This window comes from Bifidobacterium sp. ESL0798 (assembly GCF_029395415.1).
Classification (GTDB): domain Bacteria; phylum Actinomycetota; class Actinomycetes; order Actinomycetales; family Bifidobacteriaceae; genus Bifidobacterium.
On record NZ_CP113914.1, the window covers coordinates 1609930 to 1625533 of the forward strand.

General features: G+C 56.0%; 12 protein-coding genes and 1 tRNA gene. 4 read left to right on the forward strand and 9 right to left on the reverse strand.

Annotation, left to right across the window (positions count from 1 at the left end; genetic code table 11):
* Positions 1-1147 precede the first annotated feature (1147 nt).
* From OZX74_RS06780 to OZX74_RS06805, 6 genes are all read right to left on the reverse strand, one after another.
* The gene (locus tag OZX74_RS06780) at positions 1148-1714 is read right to left on the reverse strand and encodes a hypothetical protein (RefSeq protein WP_277156189.1); all 567 of its coding nucleotides are present in this window, start codon (positions 1712-1714) and stop codon (positions 1148-1150) included.
* A 322-nt stretch (positions 1715-2036) separates the two neighbouring features.
* Positions 2037-2603, reverse strand: a complete 567-nt coding sequence (locus tag OZX74_RS06785; protein WP_277156190.1) for a hypothetical protein — start codon at positions 2601-2603, stop codon at positions 2037-2039.
* Between the two features lie 108 nt (positions 2604-2711).
* Positions 2712-2897, reverse strand: coding sequence for a hypothetical protein (locus tag OZX74_RS06790; protein ID WP_277156191.1), 186 nt, complete (start codon positions 2895-2897; stop codon positions 2712-2714).
* A gap of 247 nt (positions 2898-3144) precedes the next feature.
* Positions 3145-3876, reverse strand: coding sequence for a leucine-rich repeat domain-containing protein (locus OZX74_RS06795; protein ID WP_277156192.1), 732 nt, complete (start codon positions 3874-3876; stop codon positions 3145-3147).
* Positions 3877-4009: 133 nt separating this feature from the next.
* On the reverse strand, positions 4010-4729 hold the full coding sequence (locus OZX74_RS06800) for a hypothetical protein (RefSeq protein WP_277156193.1): 720 nt from the start codon (positions 4727-4729) through the stop codon (positions 4010-4012).
* Positions 4726-6498 carry a serine/threonine-protein kinase gene (locus OZX74_RS06805; protein WP_277156194.1) on the reverse strand — a complete coding sequence of 591 codons (1773 nt, stop codon included), beginning with the start codon at positions 6496-6498 and terminating at the stop codon, positions 4726-4728. Before OZX74_RS06805 ends, OZX74_RS06800 begins: the two co-directional genes overlap by 4 nt.
* Before the next feature lie 200 nt (positions 6499-6698).
* On the opposite strand from OZX74_RS06805, the gene OZX74_RS06810 reads away from it, so the two are divergent.
* Both OZX74_RS06810 and glyA read left to right on the forward strand, forming a co-directional pair.
* Positions 6699-6772 (forward strand) — tRNA-Val (locus tag OZX74_RS06810).
* Positions 6773-7040: 268 nt separating this feature from the next.
* Positions 7041-8360 (forward strand): serine hydroxymethyltransferase, encoded by a 1320-nt coding sequence (gene glyA, locus OZX74_RS06815; protein WP_277156195.1) that lies wholly within the window; start codon positions 7041-7043, stop codon positions 8358-8360.
* Positions 8361-8584: 224 nt separating this feature from the next.
* Here the strand turns inward: glyA and OZX74_RS06820 are convergent, their stop codons facing one another.
* Together OZX74_RS06820 and OZX74_RS06825 are read right to left on the reverse strand one after the other, a co-directional pair.
* The gene (locus tag OZX74_RS06820; protein ID WP_277156196.1) at positions 8585-9001 is read right to left on the reverse strand and encodes a DUF3052 domain-containing protein; all 417 of its coding nucleotides are present in this window, start codon (positions 8999-9001) and stop codon (positions 8585-8587) included.
* Between the two features lie 99 nt (positions 9002-9100).
* On the reverse strand, positions 9101-10168 hold the full coding sequence (locus OZX74_RS06825) for a S16 family serine protease (protein ID WP_277156197.1): 1068 nt from the start codon (positions 10166-10168) through the stop codon (positions 9101-9103).
* Positions 10169-10383: 215 nt separating this feature from the next.
* On the opposite strand from OZX74_RS06825, the gene OZX74_RS06830 reads away from it, so the two are divergent.
* The gene (locus OZX74_RS06830) at positions 10384-12045 is read left to right on the forward strand and encodes a zinc-dependent metalloprotease (RefSeq protein ID WP_277156198.1); all 1662 of its coding nucleotides are present in this window, start codon (positions 10384-10386) and stop codon (positions 12043-12045) included.
* 15 nt (positions 12046-12060) lie between these two features.
* Here OZX74_RS06830 and OZX74_RS06835 read toward each other — a convergent pair whose 3' ends face one another.
* Positions 12061-13572, reverse strand: coding sequence for an ATP-dependent helicase (locus tag OZX74_RS06835; protein ID WP_277156199.1), 1512 nt, complete (start codon positions 13570-13572; stop codon positions 12061-12063).
* Positions 13573-13676: 104 nt separating this feature from the next.
* Between OZX74_RS06835 and OZX74_RS06840 the strand changes: the two genes are divergently transcribed.
* Positions 13677-15482 (forward strand): phosphotransferase, encoded by a 1806-nt coding sequence (locus tag OZX74_RS06840; protein ID WP_277156200.1) that lies wholly within the window; start codon positions 13677-13679, stop codon positions 15480-15482.
* Positions 15483-15604: the final 122 nt, after the last annotated feature.

Sequence of the window (15604 nt, forward strand, 5' to 3'; positions counted from 1 at the left end):
CTACCCTCAACCGATTTCCCGTTGCTGGTTTTGGGAATCAAAACCGGAATCGTTGTCGTGTCTTTATCATAAACAGCCTTCGCCTCATCAAGCTGTGGATGTTTGTCAGGAGTGGGTCCCGACGCTGCCCAAAGGGGATTGTTCGGATCCTTATTCTTTCCCAGCTCCCTAGCGATACCGAACCAATGATCTTGAACAGTCACGCTCGGAGCCACAGAGCAACGGAACCAGCCCGTGGCGGGACCGTTACCTTCGAAATCGGATTGCTCGCAGCTGCCACCAGTGTCCTCAACCTTCGCAAAAGTGACACGGGCAGTTTTCATTGCATTATTTTTTGGCACATCGGCCACGAGCAAATCAAAGTGGTAAACGCCAAGAGGTGTCTGGTCATCTGCCACACTTCCAGTAGTACCGCTTGGATCAGCAGGTTTTTTCGCTAATTTCACAACGGCGGTATTTCCTGCCTTATCGGTAGCGGTTACTTCCATCTCTGAAAGCAAATACGCACCGTCATCGATAAATGAGACCGAAAAACCGCTTGCTGTGGAAACAACTTTCACACCGTTTTTGGTGTTGGAATAGCCGCTTTTTGACGAGGCAGGAAGCAAGGCGGCAATATCCAGATCCCCTTTCTCAACGTCATCGGAATTCACCGGTCTGTTTTCCAGCCTGTTGTTAAGAGCGGCATAATTCTTATAACGCTTGAACTTGAATTCTATTTTAGCTGGCTTACCCTTTGGTGCCGCACTCCAATCAATACCTGAAGTTCCGTCTGCATCGTAATGATTCGGAGGAGAAGAAGAAACGGGGCACTTCCCTGATGACGTTCCAAGCAAATCGCAAACATTAATCTGCAGCTGCGCCGTTACTGCTTTGTCTTTGCCATTTGGATCGGTCGCCAGACCTTCGACTCCATCAAGCGTAAAATCATTCTTGGATTGAGCCGGATTGTTGATTATTCTCGACATGCTGATTGTCGGAGCGCTACCATCAACCAAGACATTGACCGTCGTCAACGGGATTGGAACAGTTTCACTCCCCAATTTAACTCCAATAACAAGGTGAAGAGATTTATATTCCCCTTCATTCAGGGGGAGAGAATCGATTTGCCCTACAAAAGTTTTGCAGTCAGAGTCAGAACATAACGCTATGGGCTGAGTCGGAAACTTAACAGTTTGATTATTGTGAATATATTCATATGACAAAGTAGGATCGGAAGATTCGCAAAAGTTTGAGTATCAAGCTGTTCATCGAATTTTACAGAGACTTTCGCTTTCTGCGTTTTTGCAATGATGCTATCTTTATCTTGCCCATTGGAGCATTTCCCTTCCCGGTTCAACTCACAATATGGCGGTGAATCTGGAGAGGACTCGTCGCCTACAGAAATAAATATTTTCTGCGATAATTCCGATCCATTCGGGATTTGGTACAGTTTCCAGTGCGTTATATTCATTGTGGAAAAAGGCGCAAGCTGACTTAAAGAAACTGAATCGCTTTTATTGCCTACACGGTCAATTGATGAAATTTTCAATTTGGAAAGATCAATGATGAGGGTTGGCCTTTTATCACCTGAGATTGTGGAAAAATGATATCCCATCTTCACGAACTCAGCCCCATTCAATTCAAACTGATAGCAGTCAGGGTCTTCTTTGATTTGGCATGAGACGGCTTGGATGGCCCCAGAAACATCATTGGAATTGGGAGGATAGGTCACTGAAAATTTGCAGAGCCAGAATCAGAACTGGTAGCATTATCAGGGGCATGAAGCCTAATCACTATACCGAAATTGCTCGATGACGGTACATCGTCTTTCAAATGAGATAAATCAACCGTAGCATCATTATCACCTGCATACACCAAACCATTCTGCTGAAGAATAGAAGGGGACTGAGGCTTTGCCGTATCCTGCTGAACCGGAATCACAACAATCTCGCCTGCATTGAATTCAAAGGATGACGACTCATTTACCTTGATAGATATAGGAGCACCAAGTTGAATGAAAACCGCGGAATTCTCAGGACTTATCGAAGTTTCACTTAAATCAGTAGATTGTGCTGGTTGCGACGAACTGCTTGGTTGAAAATCAGATGGATTATTGGACACCTTAAGAGAACCTGCAGTACAGTATTCCGGTACATCTCCTTTTTCACCTGAACCTTCAGCGTGTCATTTTGAGCCCGCCAGACCCGCAAGTGGCTCGAATCCTGCTCGTTTACCTTCCAATTACCTGACACATAGGCATCCTTGGCATCATCGCCCTGCCCGTTATGCGTCTGGATGCTGATGCACTTCCTCAAATCAGGCTGATCATTCAGACCCGTATTATATGGAGCCAGTTTGTATGTTCCAAGATCGATCGGCTGATCTCTATTCGATATGGAAGAACCACCCTGATTGTCATTACTTGTTGCTTGTTGTGCGCTCTTGGTTTCATGCTGAATATTGGCAGTTCCTGATTGATTCTGAGTGTCACTACTCGCTTGGTCGGCGTTCCCAACAGCTGACGCAACAGCTGGCATTGCCATGCCTAAAGCGGCAAAGACGACAGCAACGAGCAGCAGACGACGCTTACCTTTTGTACGCGTGTATTTTCTTTTCATCATCAATCCCCAGTTTTATTGGTTTTAAACAGATACAAATTCCAAGAGCTCTGATTGCGCCTTATTGTCAAAAGACGCAATCAGTTCACACCATCAGAAATGAAAGCCGACTCACACCCGACGACGAACCAGCAAGAGGCCAATACCGGCCGACAACAGCAACAGCGCAACACCGGACACGCCCAAAACGCCGGCACCCGTCTCGGCCAGAGCCACCGGAGCCTTCGCAGCCGCAGCCTGTGGCTTCTTAGAATCCGCAGGCTTTGCATTCACGGGAACCGGACTAGGCCCATTCACGGAACCTGGCTGCTGAGCAGAGGCAGGAGCCTGCGGAACGGCTGGGCCTGAAGTAGAGTACGTCCCCGAAGCAGAATAAAAATAAGCATGAATAGAAGGATCTGAGTAGGGATCATTAGGAAAATGATAGCCAGCTTCGATGCTGATTTCATCGCCTTCGTTAAGCCCAGACCAGCTCACCACACCGGTGACAGGATTGAATGTACCGGAACTAGGAGTAATTTCCTGAGGTTCGATATACTCGCCGTTAAACCCCTAGGAGCCTGAAGCCACGTCGCCGAAGGAGTGGAGGATGCAAACTGGCTGGCAAGAGGATTCGAGAGTCAGGACCAGTATCGGGATCATCCCAACTCAGTTGCGCCGCAACCCCCTTCAAAGGCCGAAGATCACTGATATGATTCTCCCAAGCATGTATAAACCGAAGCTTCGTCAAACCGGACAATGGCGTGATATCGGTGACATCATTACGGTCCAGACGCAGCGCCTCAAGATTGGTGAGCCCGCTAAGCGGAGTGAGATCAGAGATTCCACTATAGTCAAAGTCCAGCCTGCGCAATTGCGCCATGCCGGCCAGCGGAGATAAGTCAGTAATCGGAGAATGCTCAAAAGTAATTTTTGTCAAATGTCTGAGTCCCGACAAAGGAGACAGATCAGTAACACCGCTGCTCCTAGAATTAATAGTGGCCAGATTAGTAAGATACTGGGCACCTTCCAAAGAGCGATAAAAACCACCTATCTCAGTGACCGTGTCAACGATATGCTGGGTAAACACATCGCCAACCGCGACTCCACCCTTGGCAGCTACATCTTGTGCCAGCTGTGCGTCCGGGAAGCACTGGGCGATAGTGCTTGTGCCCACCACGCAATTGCCCCGCGTCTCCACGGCATTCGCCGAACCCGGCACCAACATCGCCACCGCAGCTACGCCCGCCGCACAGGCCGCCAACGACCTGCGCACGCCTTTCCTTGAAAACCTCATCTTCTTTTCCTTTCAATTAATCGGTCAGACCAAAACCACTCAGGCCCGCCCAAAACCAACAAATTGCAAAACCTAAAACTAAGCAGCCATCCGCCAAAGCAACCAGGCGAAAGCGCTACCCCACAAGTCCCCGTCATCGTCGACCGCCACCTTTCGGCTTGCTTCCACGAAGCAAGGTCGTTGAGGGCTCTTCATCGCCGCCATCTGCCGAATGCTTCGAAGCGCCACCAAGCAACGTTGTAGAAAACTCCTCATCATCGCCCTCCGAAGAACCGGAAGAGGCACCGCCAAGCAAGGTTGTCGAGGGTTCATCCTCATCCTCAATCTCAGCCGCCTTATGCGAGGCAACGGGCTTGCCCTTGCTCGAACCCTTCAACAGGGTGGTCGCGCCTTCTTCGTCGTCAACGCCGACCTGTCGGTCCCGACCAAGCAGGGTGGTTGAAAGCCCTTCTTCTCCATCCGCCTCGGCACCGTCGGCTTGCCGACTCTGACCCAGCAATGTGGTTCCCGCGTTTTCCTCATCCTCTGACCCAGCAGAAGACTGTGCAGATATCGAATCCCCAACGAAAGATGAACTGTCGCCCAACGGCTCCGAATCAGAACCGCCGTGTATCTGGATCTGGTCGGCACGCCAAGGCGTCTCCTTCTCCTGCACCTCAGAGCGCCTGGAATCTACCTTCCAACGACCGCTTTCGCGGCGAAGCTCGGCGATGCGGCGTTCTGCGGTCTTGCCGGTCAATGTGTCACGGATGGCTCTGATGTTCCAAGCGAAATACAAAATGACGGCCACGATGGCGCAGACCACGGCCAGCGAGAACAGCACAACAGCGGTAATCTTGAATCCCGAACTCATAGCCTGGTCTCCTTCCCGCCGTTATTGGCGGCACCGCCTGCATCATTGGTTCCTGCGATATCCACGAACGCCTCGGCCACCGCCTGCCTGGCAGGGGCGATGGAGCCGGTCGCCTGGTCCTTCGCCTGCCGCAACTTGGCCGTCGTAGGATCGACGCCTTGCGAAAGATTCTGCGCCACGTCGATGGCCTTGTTCAATTGGTCCTGGCTAACGCCGTCGGCACGGAATTTGCGCGGATAGGTACGCAACGCCTCAAGCACGGTGTTGACGGTCGAAAGCTTCATGACATCGTTGTTGCTCGTCTGCATCATGTGCATGAGCGAGTTCAGATTCTTGAAATACGGCGCATACTTTCCGGCGTCCGAACCCTCGTTGATCAACGGGACTATCGAGGTATTGAAATCGGCGATAGTGGCATAAAGCTTGGCCAGCTTCTGATCCCGGAAATTCGTGCTGCTCGCTACGTTCATCCAGTGTGAGGCAGCGGTGATACGCAGATACTGCGATTGAGCGGTGGAGTCGCTTCCCACGTCGGGACTCTTCGAAGGATCAACCGAATAGTAGTACCAATAGAGTTTGCCCACATCGAAGCAAAGACGCCCCCAATTCTCGCCCTGCTTCTGTAGAACGTCAGAATGATCGTCGAGCGATTGCTGCAACTGGTGTTCCTCGGAAGCGCTGAACACCCCGTCGGATTCATAACGCTTGATCAACCCCTCATACGGGTCTATCGCACTTGGTCTGATATTCGCGGCCGTGACGTAATGCGCATCGGCGTCATTATTGTCCGTCGACTGTGCGGCCAGGCTCATCTGCAGGTCATAATTCGAATTCGCATTGACCGCCCCAGCCGCCATCGTGGCACCGCCTGATACCAAAGCGACAACACTCGCCACACACAACACACAGAACGCACGCCATTTCATCTGCATGGTCTTGCGTCGTTTCGTGTCCCTATCGGAATAATGCTCAAGGTCGTAGGCGAATTGCGCGCAATCCTGATATCGCTGATCCGGATCGTGCTGCATGGCCTTGCTCAGCACACGTTCCAGGCCCACGGAAGCCGACGGCAGAACCTGACGTAACGGAGCCGCCTTGTAAGGTTCGTTTTCGATCGGCTTGCCGGTAAGCAAGACATAGAGCAACGCACCCAAGCCGTAGACATCGGTACGAGCATCGCAGCGGCCGAACTCGTCGTACTGCTCGGGAGCGGCGTAACCCGGCGTGCCCATTCTTGCTTCATAGTCTTTGGGCAGGTCACCACGTTTCGGCGGCATTTCGCAGGCGATGCCGAAATCGATGATGCGGACGGCACCTTCCGGGGTCACCATGACGTTCGAGGGTTTCATATCACGGTAAACGATTGGCGGGATGCGCTGGTGCAGATAATCGAGGGCGTCGCATAACTGGATGCCCCACGCGGTCACTCGCTCCTCGCTTTGCGCGCCTTCCTTGGCAACCAACGCGGAAAGCGTTTCGCCTTCGATATAGTCCATGACGATATAAAGACTGCCGTTTTCTTCGATCAGATCGACGATACGGGGAATGGCGGGATGGTCGAAGGTCTTGATGAGGTTAGCTTCGCTGATCAGGCCGTCGATGATGAACTTGCGCTGTTCCTTGTCCGGGATATGGCGAATCTCCTTGACGGCCCACTGCTTATGCAGCGTGGCATCAAGTGCCAAATACACGGTGGACATGCCACCGTGCCCGATTTCCGTCAGCAATTCATAATGCTTGCCGACCCATCTGTTGCCTTTATTCGCCACCAGCTTCTCCCTGTAAAAAGCTTTCGCCGGTCTTGACCACATCAACCGATTACACTTTATCTAAAATATCATGTCTGAATGACTTCTATTATAATATACAATCTTAAGCGTAATTACCATTATTCGCCGCCAACAGCACGGCACGCCAATCCGCCGACACCCCGCTGGGCAACGGTTGCGCTAAGCTAGACAAGGTTGACGGGCGATTAGCTCAGTTGGTTAGAGCGCCACCTTTACACGGTGGATGTCGGGGGTTCGAATCCCTCATCGCCCACTTTTCCTTCTCACCGTTTTATCGATAACGCATTCAGGCATTCCCGCATATAACGGATTATCAATTCTTGCAATACCGGGTTGTCCATAAAAAGGACAGACAGGGCATGTTCCCGCGCTTTTCTGGCATAATAATTTTTTGTGCAGCAATAAGACAAAATGCATTTGACTGCACAATCCGTAGAATCCATTCCTTTATTAAAGGACGGCGAAGCGGGACCAACCTGCCGCATTCCCGGCAGCCGACGAGTATGAAAAAGGAGTTCAAAATGGCTGAACCATATAAAGCCGACACATCCAACCCTGCAGTTGCGCAGAGTTCGTCGGACGCGTTCAATGCGCCCATCGCGATTGCGGACCCCGAAATCTCGTCGCTGATCAACGATGAGCTCAAGCGTCAGCAGAACGGCCTTGAGATGATCGCCTCCGAAAACTTCGTGCCCCGCGCCGTGCTCGACGCGCAGGGCTCCATTCTGACCAACAAGTACGCGGAAGGCTACCCCGGACGCCGTTACTACGGCGGCTGCGAGTTCGTCGACGGCATCGAGACGCTGGCCCGTAACCGTGCCAAGGAGCTGTTCGGAGCGGAGTTCGCCAACGTACAGCCTCATTCCGGCGCACAGGCCAACGCCGCCGTCTATCAGGCCCTCATCAAGCCAGGCGACACCGTGCTGGGCCTGGCACTCGACCATGGCGGCCACCTGACCCACGGCACCAAGATGAACTTCTCCGGCAAGTTCTACCACGCCGAATCCTACGGTGTGAACCCTGACACCTTCCTGATCGACCCCGAAATCATTCGCCAGCGCGCGCTCGAGGTCCACCCGCAGCTGATCATCGGCGGCTGGAGCGCCTACCCGCGCATCGAGGACTTCAAGGCGATGAAGGAAATCGCCGACGAGGTGGGCGCGAAATTCTGGGTCGATATGGCCCACTTCGCCGGCATGGTGGCCGCCGGGCTGCACCCAAGCCCTGTCCCCTACGCAGACGTCGTCTCCTCGACCGCGCACAAGACGCTGGGCGGGCCACGTTCCGGCTTCATTCTGGCCAAGAAGGAATACGGCAAGAAGATCAACTCCGCCGTTTTCCCGGGCCAGCAGGGCGGACCGTTGATGCACATCATCGCCGCCAAAGCCGTGGCCTTCAAGGTCGCCGGCACCGAGGCTTTCAAGCATCGCATGGAACGCACGCTCGAGGGCGCCAAGATCCTCGCCGACCGTCTGAACGCCGATGATGTCAAGGCTCAGGGCATCACTGTGCTGACCGGCGGCACCGACGTGCATCTGGTGATGGTCGATCTGCGTCATAGCGAGATGGACGGGCTGACCGGCGAAAACCTGCTCGCGCAATGCGGCATCACCGTCAACCGCAACACCGTGCCCTTCGACCCGCGTCCGGCTTCCGTGGCGTCCGGCCTGCGCATCGGAACCTCGGCTCTGGCAACCCGGGGATTCGCCGCCCCGCAGTATGAGGAGGTCGCCGATATCATCGGCACCGCCCTCGCCGCCGGCAAGGACGCAGACGTGGAGGCGCTGCACGCCCGTGTCACCAAGCTCACCGAAGATTTCCCGCTGTATCCGGGGCTCTAAGCCGCAGTTGAAACCCAATAATCCCCACTGGTTCGTCACTGGTGGGGATTTCACGTTAGTCATCATCTACGTTAGTCATCGTCTATCAATATGCAATACATGCGATAGCTCAAAATCAACTACGTACACAGAAAATGAAAGTCTTCACCAACGAGATGTCAGTGAAGACTTTCGAATATACTCAAATTTTATTTGATAAAACGCGATATATGCTAAACCGCTGTTCAGCGACCTTTGCCGAAGGCCCGCAGACGGATACCGTTCCAATCCTCGGAAACCGTCAAAGGCGTGGCCGCGTTCATGCCCGCGGTCTTGGCAGCGGACTGCACCGTATTGGAAGCGGGAGCGCCCGGACGACCCGGCTTGGGGGTGAGAATCCAAAGCGGTCCGTCTTCACCAATGACCCCATGTGCGTCCATGATGGTATCGGCCAAGGCGTCCTCGTCATCGCCGTCGCGCCACCAGACGATGACGCCGTCGACAGCAGAATCATAATCCTCGTCGACCAGATCCTGACCGGTCAAATCCATGATTTTCTCTCGAGTGGATTCACTCACGTCGTCATCCCACAGCCATTCCTGTACGATGTCTCCTTGGTGAAAACCGAACTCTTCAGCGTTTTTTGATGCCGTTTCATTCACCCTTCCAATATAGCAAACATATGGAACAGCGCACACGATGACGTCGCGTGTCATCCACATTGCGGAACTGCTATACATTTGCATCATTTCTATAGTATTTCATCGCTTCGCCGTGCAATGTGGCAGGCCATCGGCCTTGCCTTGCCCGATGGCGACCAAAGAGCGGTAAGCCTCGTCCAGCGTCGAGACCCTGACGTCGCGCAAGCCGTGCGGCACGTGGCCGACAACCTCATCGCAATTGCTGGCGGGGGCGAGGAAGTAGGTGGCACCGTCGCGTTTGGCGCCAAGCATTTTCAGCTGGATACCGCCGATTTTGCCGACTTTTCCCTGCTTGTCGATGGTGCCGGTGCCTGCAATCGTCTTGCCTCCGGTCTCATCGATGCTGGTGAGCTTGTCGATGACACCCAAGGCATACATCATGCCGGCCGAGGGACCTCCGATGTCGTCGACGTGCATTTCCACCTTGGCGTGCGAGGCCCCTGCGATCCCGTGTTGCTTCGCGAAGGCGAGCGCCGCCACGGTGGCGGAGTCCTGGGAGCCGGTCATCTGCTTGGCCGAGGTCTGTTCGTATTCCTGCGAACTCTGTCCAACGGGGAACACGGCTTCGCTGGGCATGACCTGCTGATGAGGGTCGATCCATGCGATCAGGGTCTGGATGCCGAGCGCCGGCGCGCCTGGAACGCCCTGGGCATTGACGGTCAGCAACAGCAGCTTGCCACGGCTTTTGTGCGTGGTCGCGCCGGTGATGGCAATCACCGCTTTGCCTGCCGATTCACCCAGCACATCCTGGGTCGGGCCCGGTGTTTCGATGACATAGGGGCTGGGCAGAAGCAGCACCAGAAAACACAATACCGCGCAAATCAACCCCGCGAAATACCGCAGCGAATGCCGCGAGCAATAACCGGTGAAACGCTGCCGGATTCCCAGGTGACCGCGCTGCGCGACGGCCATTTTCCCGTTCTCGGCACTTATATCAGAAAGAGGGTTTCCATCGACATCACCCGAACCTTCGGCCGTTGCCGCAGAACCATTGCCTGTGCCGTATGCGCTGATAATGCTGCTGAACTCATCACTTTCATGGGATGACGAATCCACCGTAGCCTCGCCGACCGGTGATATCGGCGTTTGCTCGCCCGAAAACCGCTGATCCTGATTCCTGCCTGCCATAACTCACCAGTATGCTGCCTTGCCCAGACGCAGTGCCTTGGGGAAAATGCCGCAAAGCAAAACGACGAAATGACGCCGGAACGCAACCTATTCCCGACTTTGCCGCAATCTCGTCGCCAGCGGAAGATTACGCCGATAAGACCATGGAAGACAATAATATGGAATCAGCATACGGACGTTATATTGCCGGGACTTCAAGATAAAGGACGATACCGATGGACGAAAACGCGATACACCAATGGTTGATCGACTGCTTCGGTCAGATACAGGGCGATATGGCCTTCCAGCAGCTGAGTGCTCTGCCCGACGCGGTCAAAGACCAGCTCCTCGGCCAGGATCCGACCAAGCTGCCCAAGCCCGCCGAGGTGAAGGCGCTGATGAACGCGTTCACCACCAGCGGCCTCAACACGGTCGGCGACATGCAGCAAAGCGCCGAGCAGGGACCCGTCAACGTGAAGCTGGCGACCTCCCTGGCCTTGGCCATCGCCAACGACGAAGGCAGCGAGCAAACCGTCACGGCAAGTGAGGGCGAAGCCGTGCGAAAGGCGATGAGCGAGGCGAACCTTTGGCTCGACACTGCCAGCGACATCGACCCGGCTCCGGGCGACCCACAGGTGTTCACCCGCGCCGATTGGGTCAACGCGACGGTCGATTCGTGGGCAAAATTCGCCAGCCCGGTCGAGCAATCCATGAGCGACGCGCTTTCCAGCGTCGTCTCGGAACGCTTCGGCGATGCCTTCGGCGACGGCGAGATAGCCGGTGTCTTCGCCGGACCGATTCCTGTTCCGATTCCCGACAACATGAAGGATCCGGCCAATCTCATCAAGATTCTCGGCAACACGGCTTTCTCCACGCAACTCGGGCACGCGGCAGGCCAGCTTTCGCATGAAGTGCGCGGCAGCTTCGATCAAGGCATCGCTCTGCAGAAGAACCCTGCCGGGGCACTGATCGCGCAGAACGCCATCGAATACGCCAAGACGCTGGAAATCGACCAGGCCGAAGTGCTGGCGTTCCTGGCGCTCGAGGAAGTGGCGCACGCCCGTCTCTTCGCCCATGTGCCGTGGCTCATGCCCCGCTTCGAGGCACTGATCGGCAAGTACGCCCGCGGCATCAGCATCGATCTGGACGCCATGGAAGAGCAGTTGCGCGACGCGACCTCGATGGATCCCGATTCGATTTCCGGGGCCGTGGATCTGACGAAGGTCGGCATCGCCGATACCCCAGAGCAGAAAGAGGCGCTCGAAAGCCTTGAAACGCTGCTGGCCCTGGTCGAAGGTTGGGTCGACGCGGTGACGTGGAAGGCCGGCGTGGCCCATATCCCGCATATCGACCAGTTGCGTGAGATGGTGCGCCGCGAACGTGCGGTCGGCGGACCGGCGGAACGCACCTTTGAAAGCCTGCTCGGCATGGAACTACGGCCCAAACGCATGCGTGAGGCGGCCGACATCTGGGAGAAAATCGGCGCTCAAGAGGGCGACAAGGCCCGTGACGAGAAATGGTCGCATCCCGATCTGTTGCCAAAGTTGCCCGATGTTGATGCAGGGAAGGCCGAAATCGCAGAAACCGCCGAAACCGAAACGTCGGAATCCGACAATACCACGAATCCCGACGCGAACATCAGCACGTTCGCCGCCAACGGCAGCGCTACCGCATCTTCCAAACCCGGCATTGACTGGGACGCCGAATTGGAAAAGCTGCTCAACGCCCAAGGCGACGACGATGAGACGAGCGCTGAAAATGCCGACGGCAGCAATGACGACGGCAAGGACGATGATTCATCGAAACCTGATGATTCGCAGAAACCGGATGACGGCAACGACACCACCGGAAATGCCGAGGACAACAAACCGGACGAAAGCGACAAACCGCAGGGCTGAGCGAATCGTCGCAACCTACCAGAAGCGGCTGGGGGTACGCGAGAAGGTCGAAGCACCGTCCTTGCTGCGCGCGTAGGAAAGGTGCAGCGAGTCCTCGGCACGGGTGACGGCCACATAGAAAAGCCGCCGCTCCTCCTCCAAAGCATCTCCCGGAGCGGACGAACCATACGGCAGCAGCCCCTCCGAACATCCGATGATGAACACATGCTTGAACTCCAAGCCCTTTGCCGCATGAATCGAAGAGATCATGACCCCCGGCTCACGTCTGCTGGCGAGAATCTCCATGGCCTCGCGTCGGCTTTCGTTATCGTCTTGAAGGACCGTGCCCGATACCCCGACGTCGTGACGGGTCCGGTAGGCGATTCCCCGCTCCTTCAGGGCCTTGCAGACCACCTGCTGCTGGGCGTTGAGCCGCGTGAGCACCGCGCATTGTGACGGTTTGGCGCTGGCAGCGATGAACTGCGCAATGCGGCCAGCCACACCCTGCGCCTCCTCGACGTCGCTTTCGTAGACGGTTTTGACCACACGCATGCCCTCGTCTTTGCCCCGAGCGGAAACCAGACGCAGATATTGGTCGCGGTCGGGCGCGGCGGAAAGGACACGATTGGCCATCGAGACCACCTGGGGCGTGGAACGGTAATCGGTATTGAGATTGATATCGGCGTTGAGCTCTCCGAATTCCCCCGCGAAATTGAGCAGGTCGTGGCTCGAGGCGCCGGCAAAGGAATAAATCGTCTGGGCAGGATCCCCGACCACGCACACGTTGCGGTTGCCTCCCAGCCACAGGTCCATCAGGCGGTGCTGCAGTGGCGAGACATCCTGGTATTCGTCGACGGTAAGCCAGCCGACAGATTGCCGAATCGACGCGGCCGGCTCCTCGAACGCCTCGAGGACATGGCAGGCCAGCAAAAGGATGTCGTTGAAGTCCATCTCGCCACGCGAGGTCTTTTCCTGCTCATAGGCCGTGTAGACATCGGCGAAACGTTGCGGGTCAAGTCCGGCGGGAGGCAACCTGTGCGTGGCTGCGCACACCCTCCCGTAATCCTCCGGAGCGATCAGCGAGACTTTGGCCCAGTTGATTTCGGCAAGCAGATTGCGTCTGGCTATGTCGTCGTATTGGTCGGATCCGGTGGCCCGTCTCAGCGCCCGTGCGATGATTTCCTGGGTGTCCTCAACGACGTGCGGGAAGGGGGCGGCACTTACGTCATACCAGACCTTACGCAGCTGGTGCAGAGCGGCGGAATGGAAGGTGGCCGCCCTGACCTTGCTCCCCACACCAAGCGATGCCAGTCGCTGCTTCATCTCATCGGCGGCCTTCACCGAAAACGTCACCGCGAGCGACCGGCTCGCGTCCCACTCGCCTTTGGCGCAGGCATAGGCGATGCGCCGGGTGACGGTGCGCGTCTTGCCTGCACCGGCGCCGGCGATGATACGCACCGGTCCGTCAAGGGCCGTGGCGGCCTCACGTTGGGCGTCGTCTAGCCCTTGAAGCAAGGTCCGTGCATCACTGGTGTTCATATCTGCCATTCTGCCAGCCATACCCGATAGCCTTGTAATTCCTTGAAAGCGAGCAGGCTCCAAGGACATAGGGGTGTATTAATCTGGTAGATGTGACTTTACGAAGCAAGTTTATGCTGGCGGCCCTCGCCTCAGCCGCCATGCCCGAGACATCCATGGCCGGGGTGTGCGAGCACAACCGCAGCGACAAGGCCGACAATGATGTCGGCATCGAGTACGCCGTGGTGCAGGACACCGCCGGGCGGCAATACGACGTGTTCGTCTCCAGCGAACCAAAAGGTAAAAGACTTCTTGCGGGACGCGCCAAAGCGGCTGGTGTGCTCGCCACATCCCATGAAATGAGCGGATTGGGCTTCACGCTGGATCGTGCGCTGGCGTTCTGTACTGCCGGGAAAGGCAGCAGGACCGGCAAAAACTCGGTGCTGGTCGCACCACACGTCGAGGGGGAGGCACGTCGACTTGATTTGCTGACCTGTCAGGACGCGGCAAGCGTCGGCACCGCCATCGGAGCCATCCACCGCCAACGCACCGATTTTCTCACCGAGGCGAAATACCCGGCGTTCACCACCGGACAGATTCGCACCCAGTTGACCGGTTGGATCAAACGACTGCAACAGGCCGGTCACGTGCCACCTGCCATCACCTCCAGCTGGGCCAGAATCATCGATACCGAAGGTCTCTGGTCGTTCTCCACCACCCTGACCCACGGAGGGTTTGCGGACGGTGACTTCCTCTTCTCCGATTCCACCATCACCGCAGTGAGCAACTGGCAAGACATGCAAGTCAACGATCCTGCACGAGACCTGGCTTGGATGTTCGCAAAATTGGATGAGGATCATCGCAATGCGTTAATGAACGCCTATGGCGCGATGATGGGCTCACGAATCGACGATCTCATTCTCCTTCGCGCCAACCTTTGGCTGCAGATGCAACAGGTCGGCGATTTCATCGCGGCGCTTTCCCGCGCGGACAATGCCAAGATCCTGCAGTTCAAGGCGCAGGTCGAGCATCTTGCGCATCAGCTGACCGTGGTCGCCAACAAGGCCAAAGGCGCCGCCACCGCAGCCTCGGCCGTAGTATCGCCGAAAAAGGATGCCCCATCATCCGCGGAGGAGCGCAAAAGCCCGCGTTCTTATGAGCAGGAAGACGATGAGAGCGACAAAACCGGTTCCGCAGAAGTCACCAAACTTGTGGAGGCCAACGACAGCACAGCCGACCGGCCGGTACATTTCAAGCCCGCACGCCCGCAGACATTTGACGACGAGGATGACGACCGCACCGACGACAAGAAGCCGGCAGCGCAATCCAAACCGCTTTATCCCAACATGCCGAACCCCTCGTCCTCCGCCACGATAATATTGACCGAAGCAGAAAAGAGCTCCGGTTCAAGCAACGATGAAGCCGAAAAGCCCGAAAGCGAAACCCATTCTGGACCGGAAGCGGAAGACCTCGAGGACGAAACCGGAGAGAAAAAGGTCTCATGGCACGTCCAGTACTCGCAAGAGGACGACGTCTACGGCGGCAAGGCAGAGACGGGCGAGGTCAATCATGACGCCCCAACGGCTCTGATCCCTCTGCTCGAACGGGAGCAGCAGGCCTTGCATGACGCTCAGATGGGACTTGAAGAAGCCGAGGAAAAGGCACAAAGGGAACGTTCCGCCTCAAAAACGAATATCAAGGCACAGGATAGCCGCAGCGAGCGGGAGATACCGGAATCCGACATCGCCAAAGAACTGGACGATGCAGTCGAACAGTCCGACACCGCCAGGAAGAACACAGCAAAGGATGATGACACCAAGGCTGGCAGCCCGTCGCCGTCCGGCGAACTACCGACCGATAACCACGATTCCAACGCCTCAGACGACTCAGACCATACCGAAAACCCCGATGCCACCAAAACCAACGGCCTTTCGGACTGAACCGAAACCGGCCCGTCTCACAATGGCAGGAAACCGAAGGCCCCCAAACCGTCGTTCCCCTGCCATTGGACAATCGGCGCAATCCTAGCCAGAAGCGTAATGACCAGCCTTCGGGCACAATA

What these genes read in the sequence shown, in the direction of transcription:
- OZX74_RS06795 (WP_277156192.1), bottom strand. Translation starts at nt 3,876, where the DNA reads ATGAGGTTTTCAAGGAAAGGCGTGCGCAGGTCGTTGGCGGCCTGTGCG.
- OZX74_RS06840 (WP_277156200.1), top strand. Translation starts at nt 13,677, where the DNA reads ATGCTGGCGGCCCTCGCCTCAGCCGCCATGCCCGAGACATCCATGGCC.
- glyA (WP_277156195.1), top strand. Translation starts at nt 7,041, where the DNA reads ATGGCTGAACCATATAAAGCCGACACATCCAACCCTGCAGTTGCGCAG.
- OZX74_RS06830 (WP_277156198.1), top strand. Translation starts at nt 10,384, where the DNA reads ATGGACGAAAACGCGATACACCAATGGTTGATCGACTGCTTCGGTCAG.
- OZX74_RS06785 (WP_277156190.1), bottom strand. Translation starts at nt 2,603, where the DNA reads ATGATGAAAAGAAAATACACGCGTACAAAAGGTAAGCGTCGTCTGCTG.
- OZX74_RS06825 (WP_277156197.1), bottom strand. Translation starts at nt 10,168, where the DNA reads ATGGCAGGCAGGAATCAGGATCAGCGGTTTTCGGGCGAGCAAACGCCG.
- OZX74_RS06800 (WP_277156193.1), bottom strand. Translation starts at nt 4,729, where the DNA reads ATGAGTTCGGGATTCAAGATTACCGCTGTTGTGCTGTTCTCGCTGGCC.
- OZX74_RS06835 (WP_277156199.1), bottom strand. Translation starts at nt 13,572, where the DNA reads ATGGCAGATATGAACACCAGTGATGCACGGACCTTGCTTCAAGGGCTA.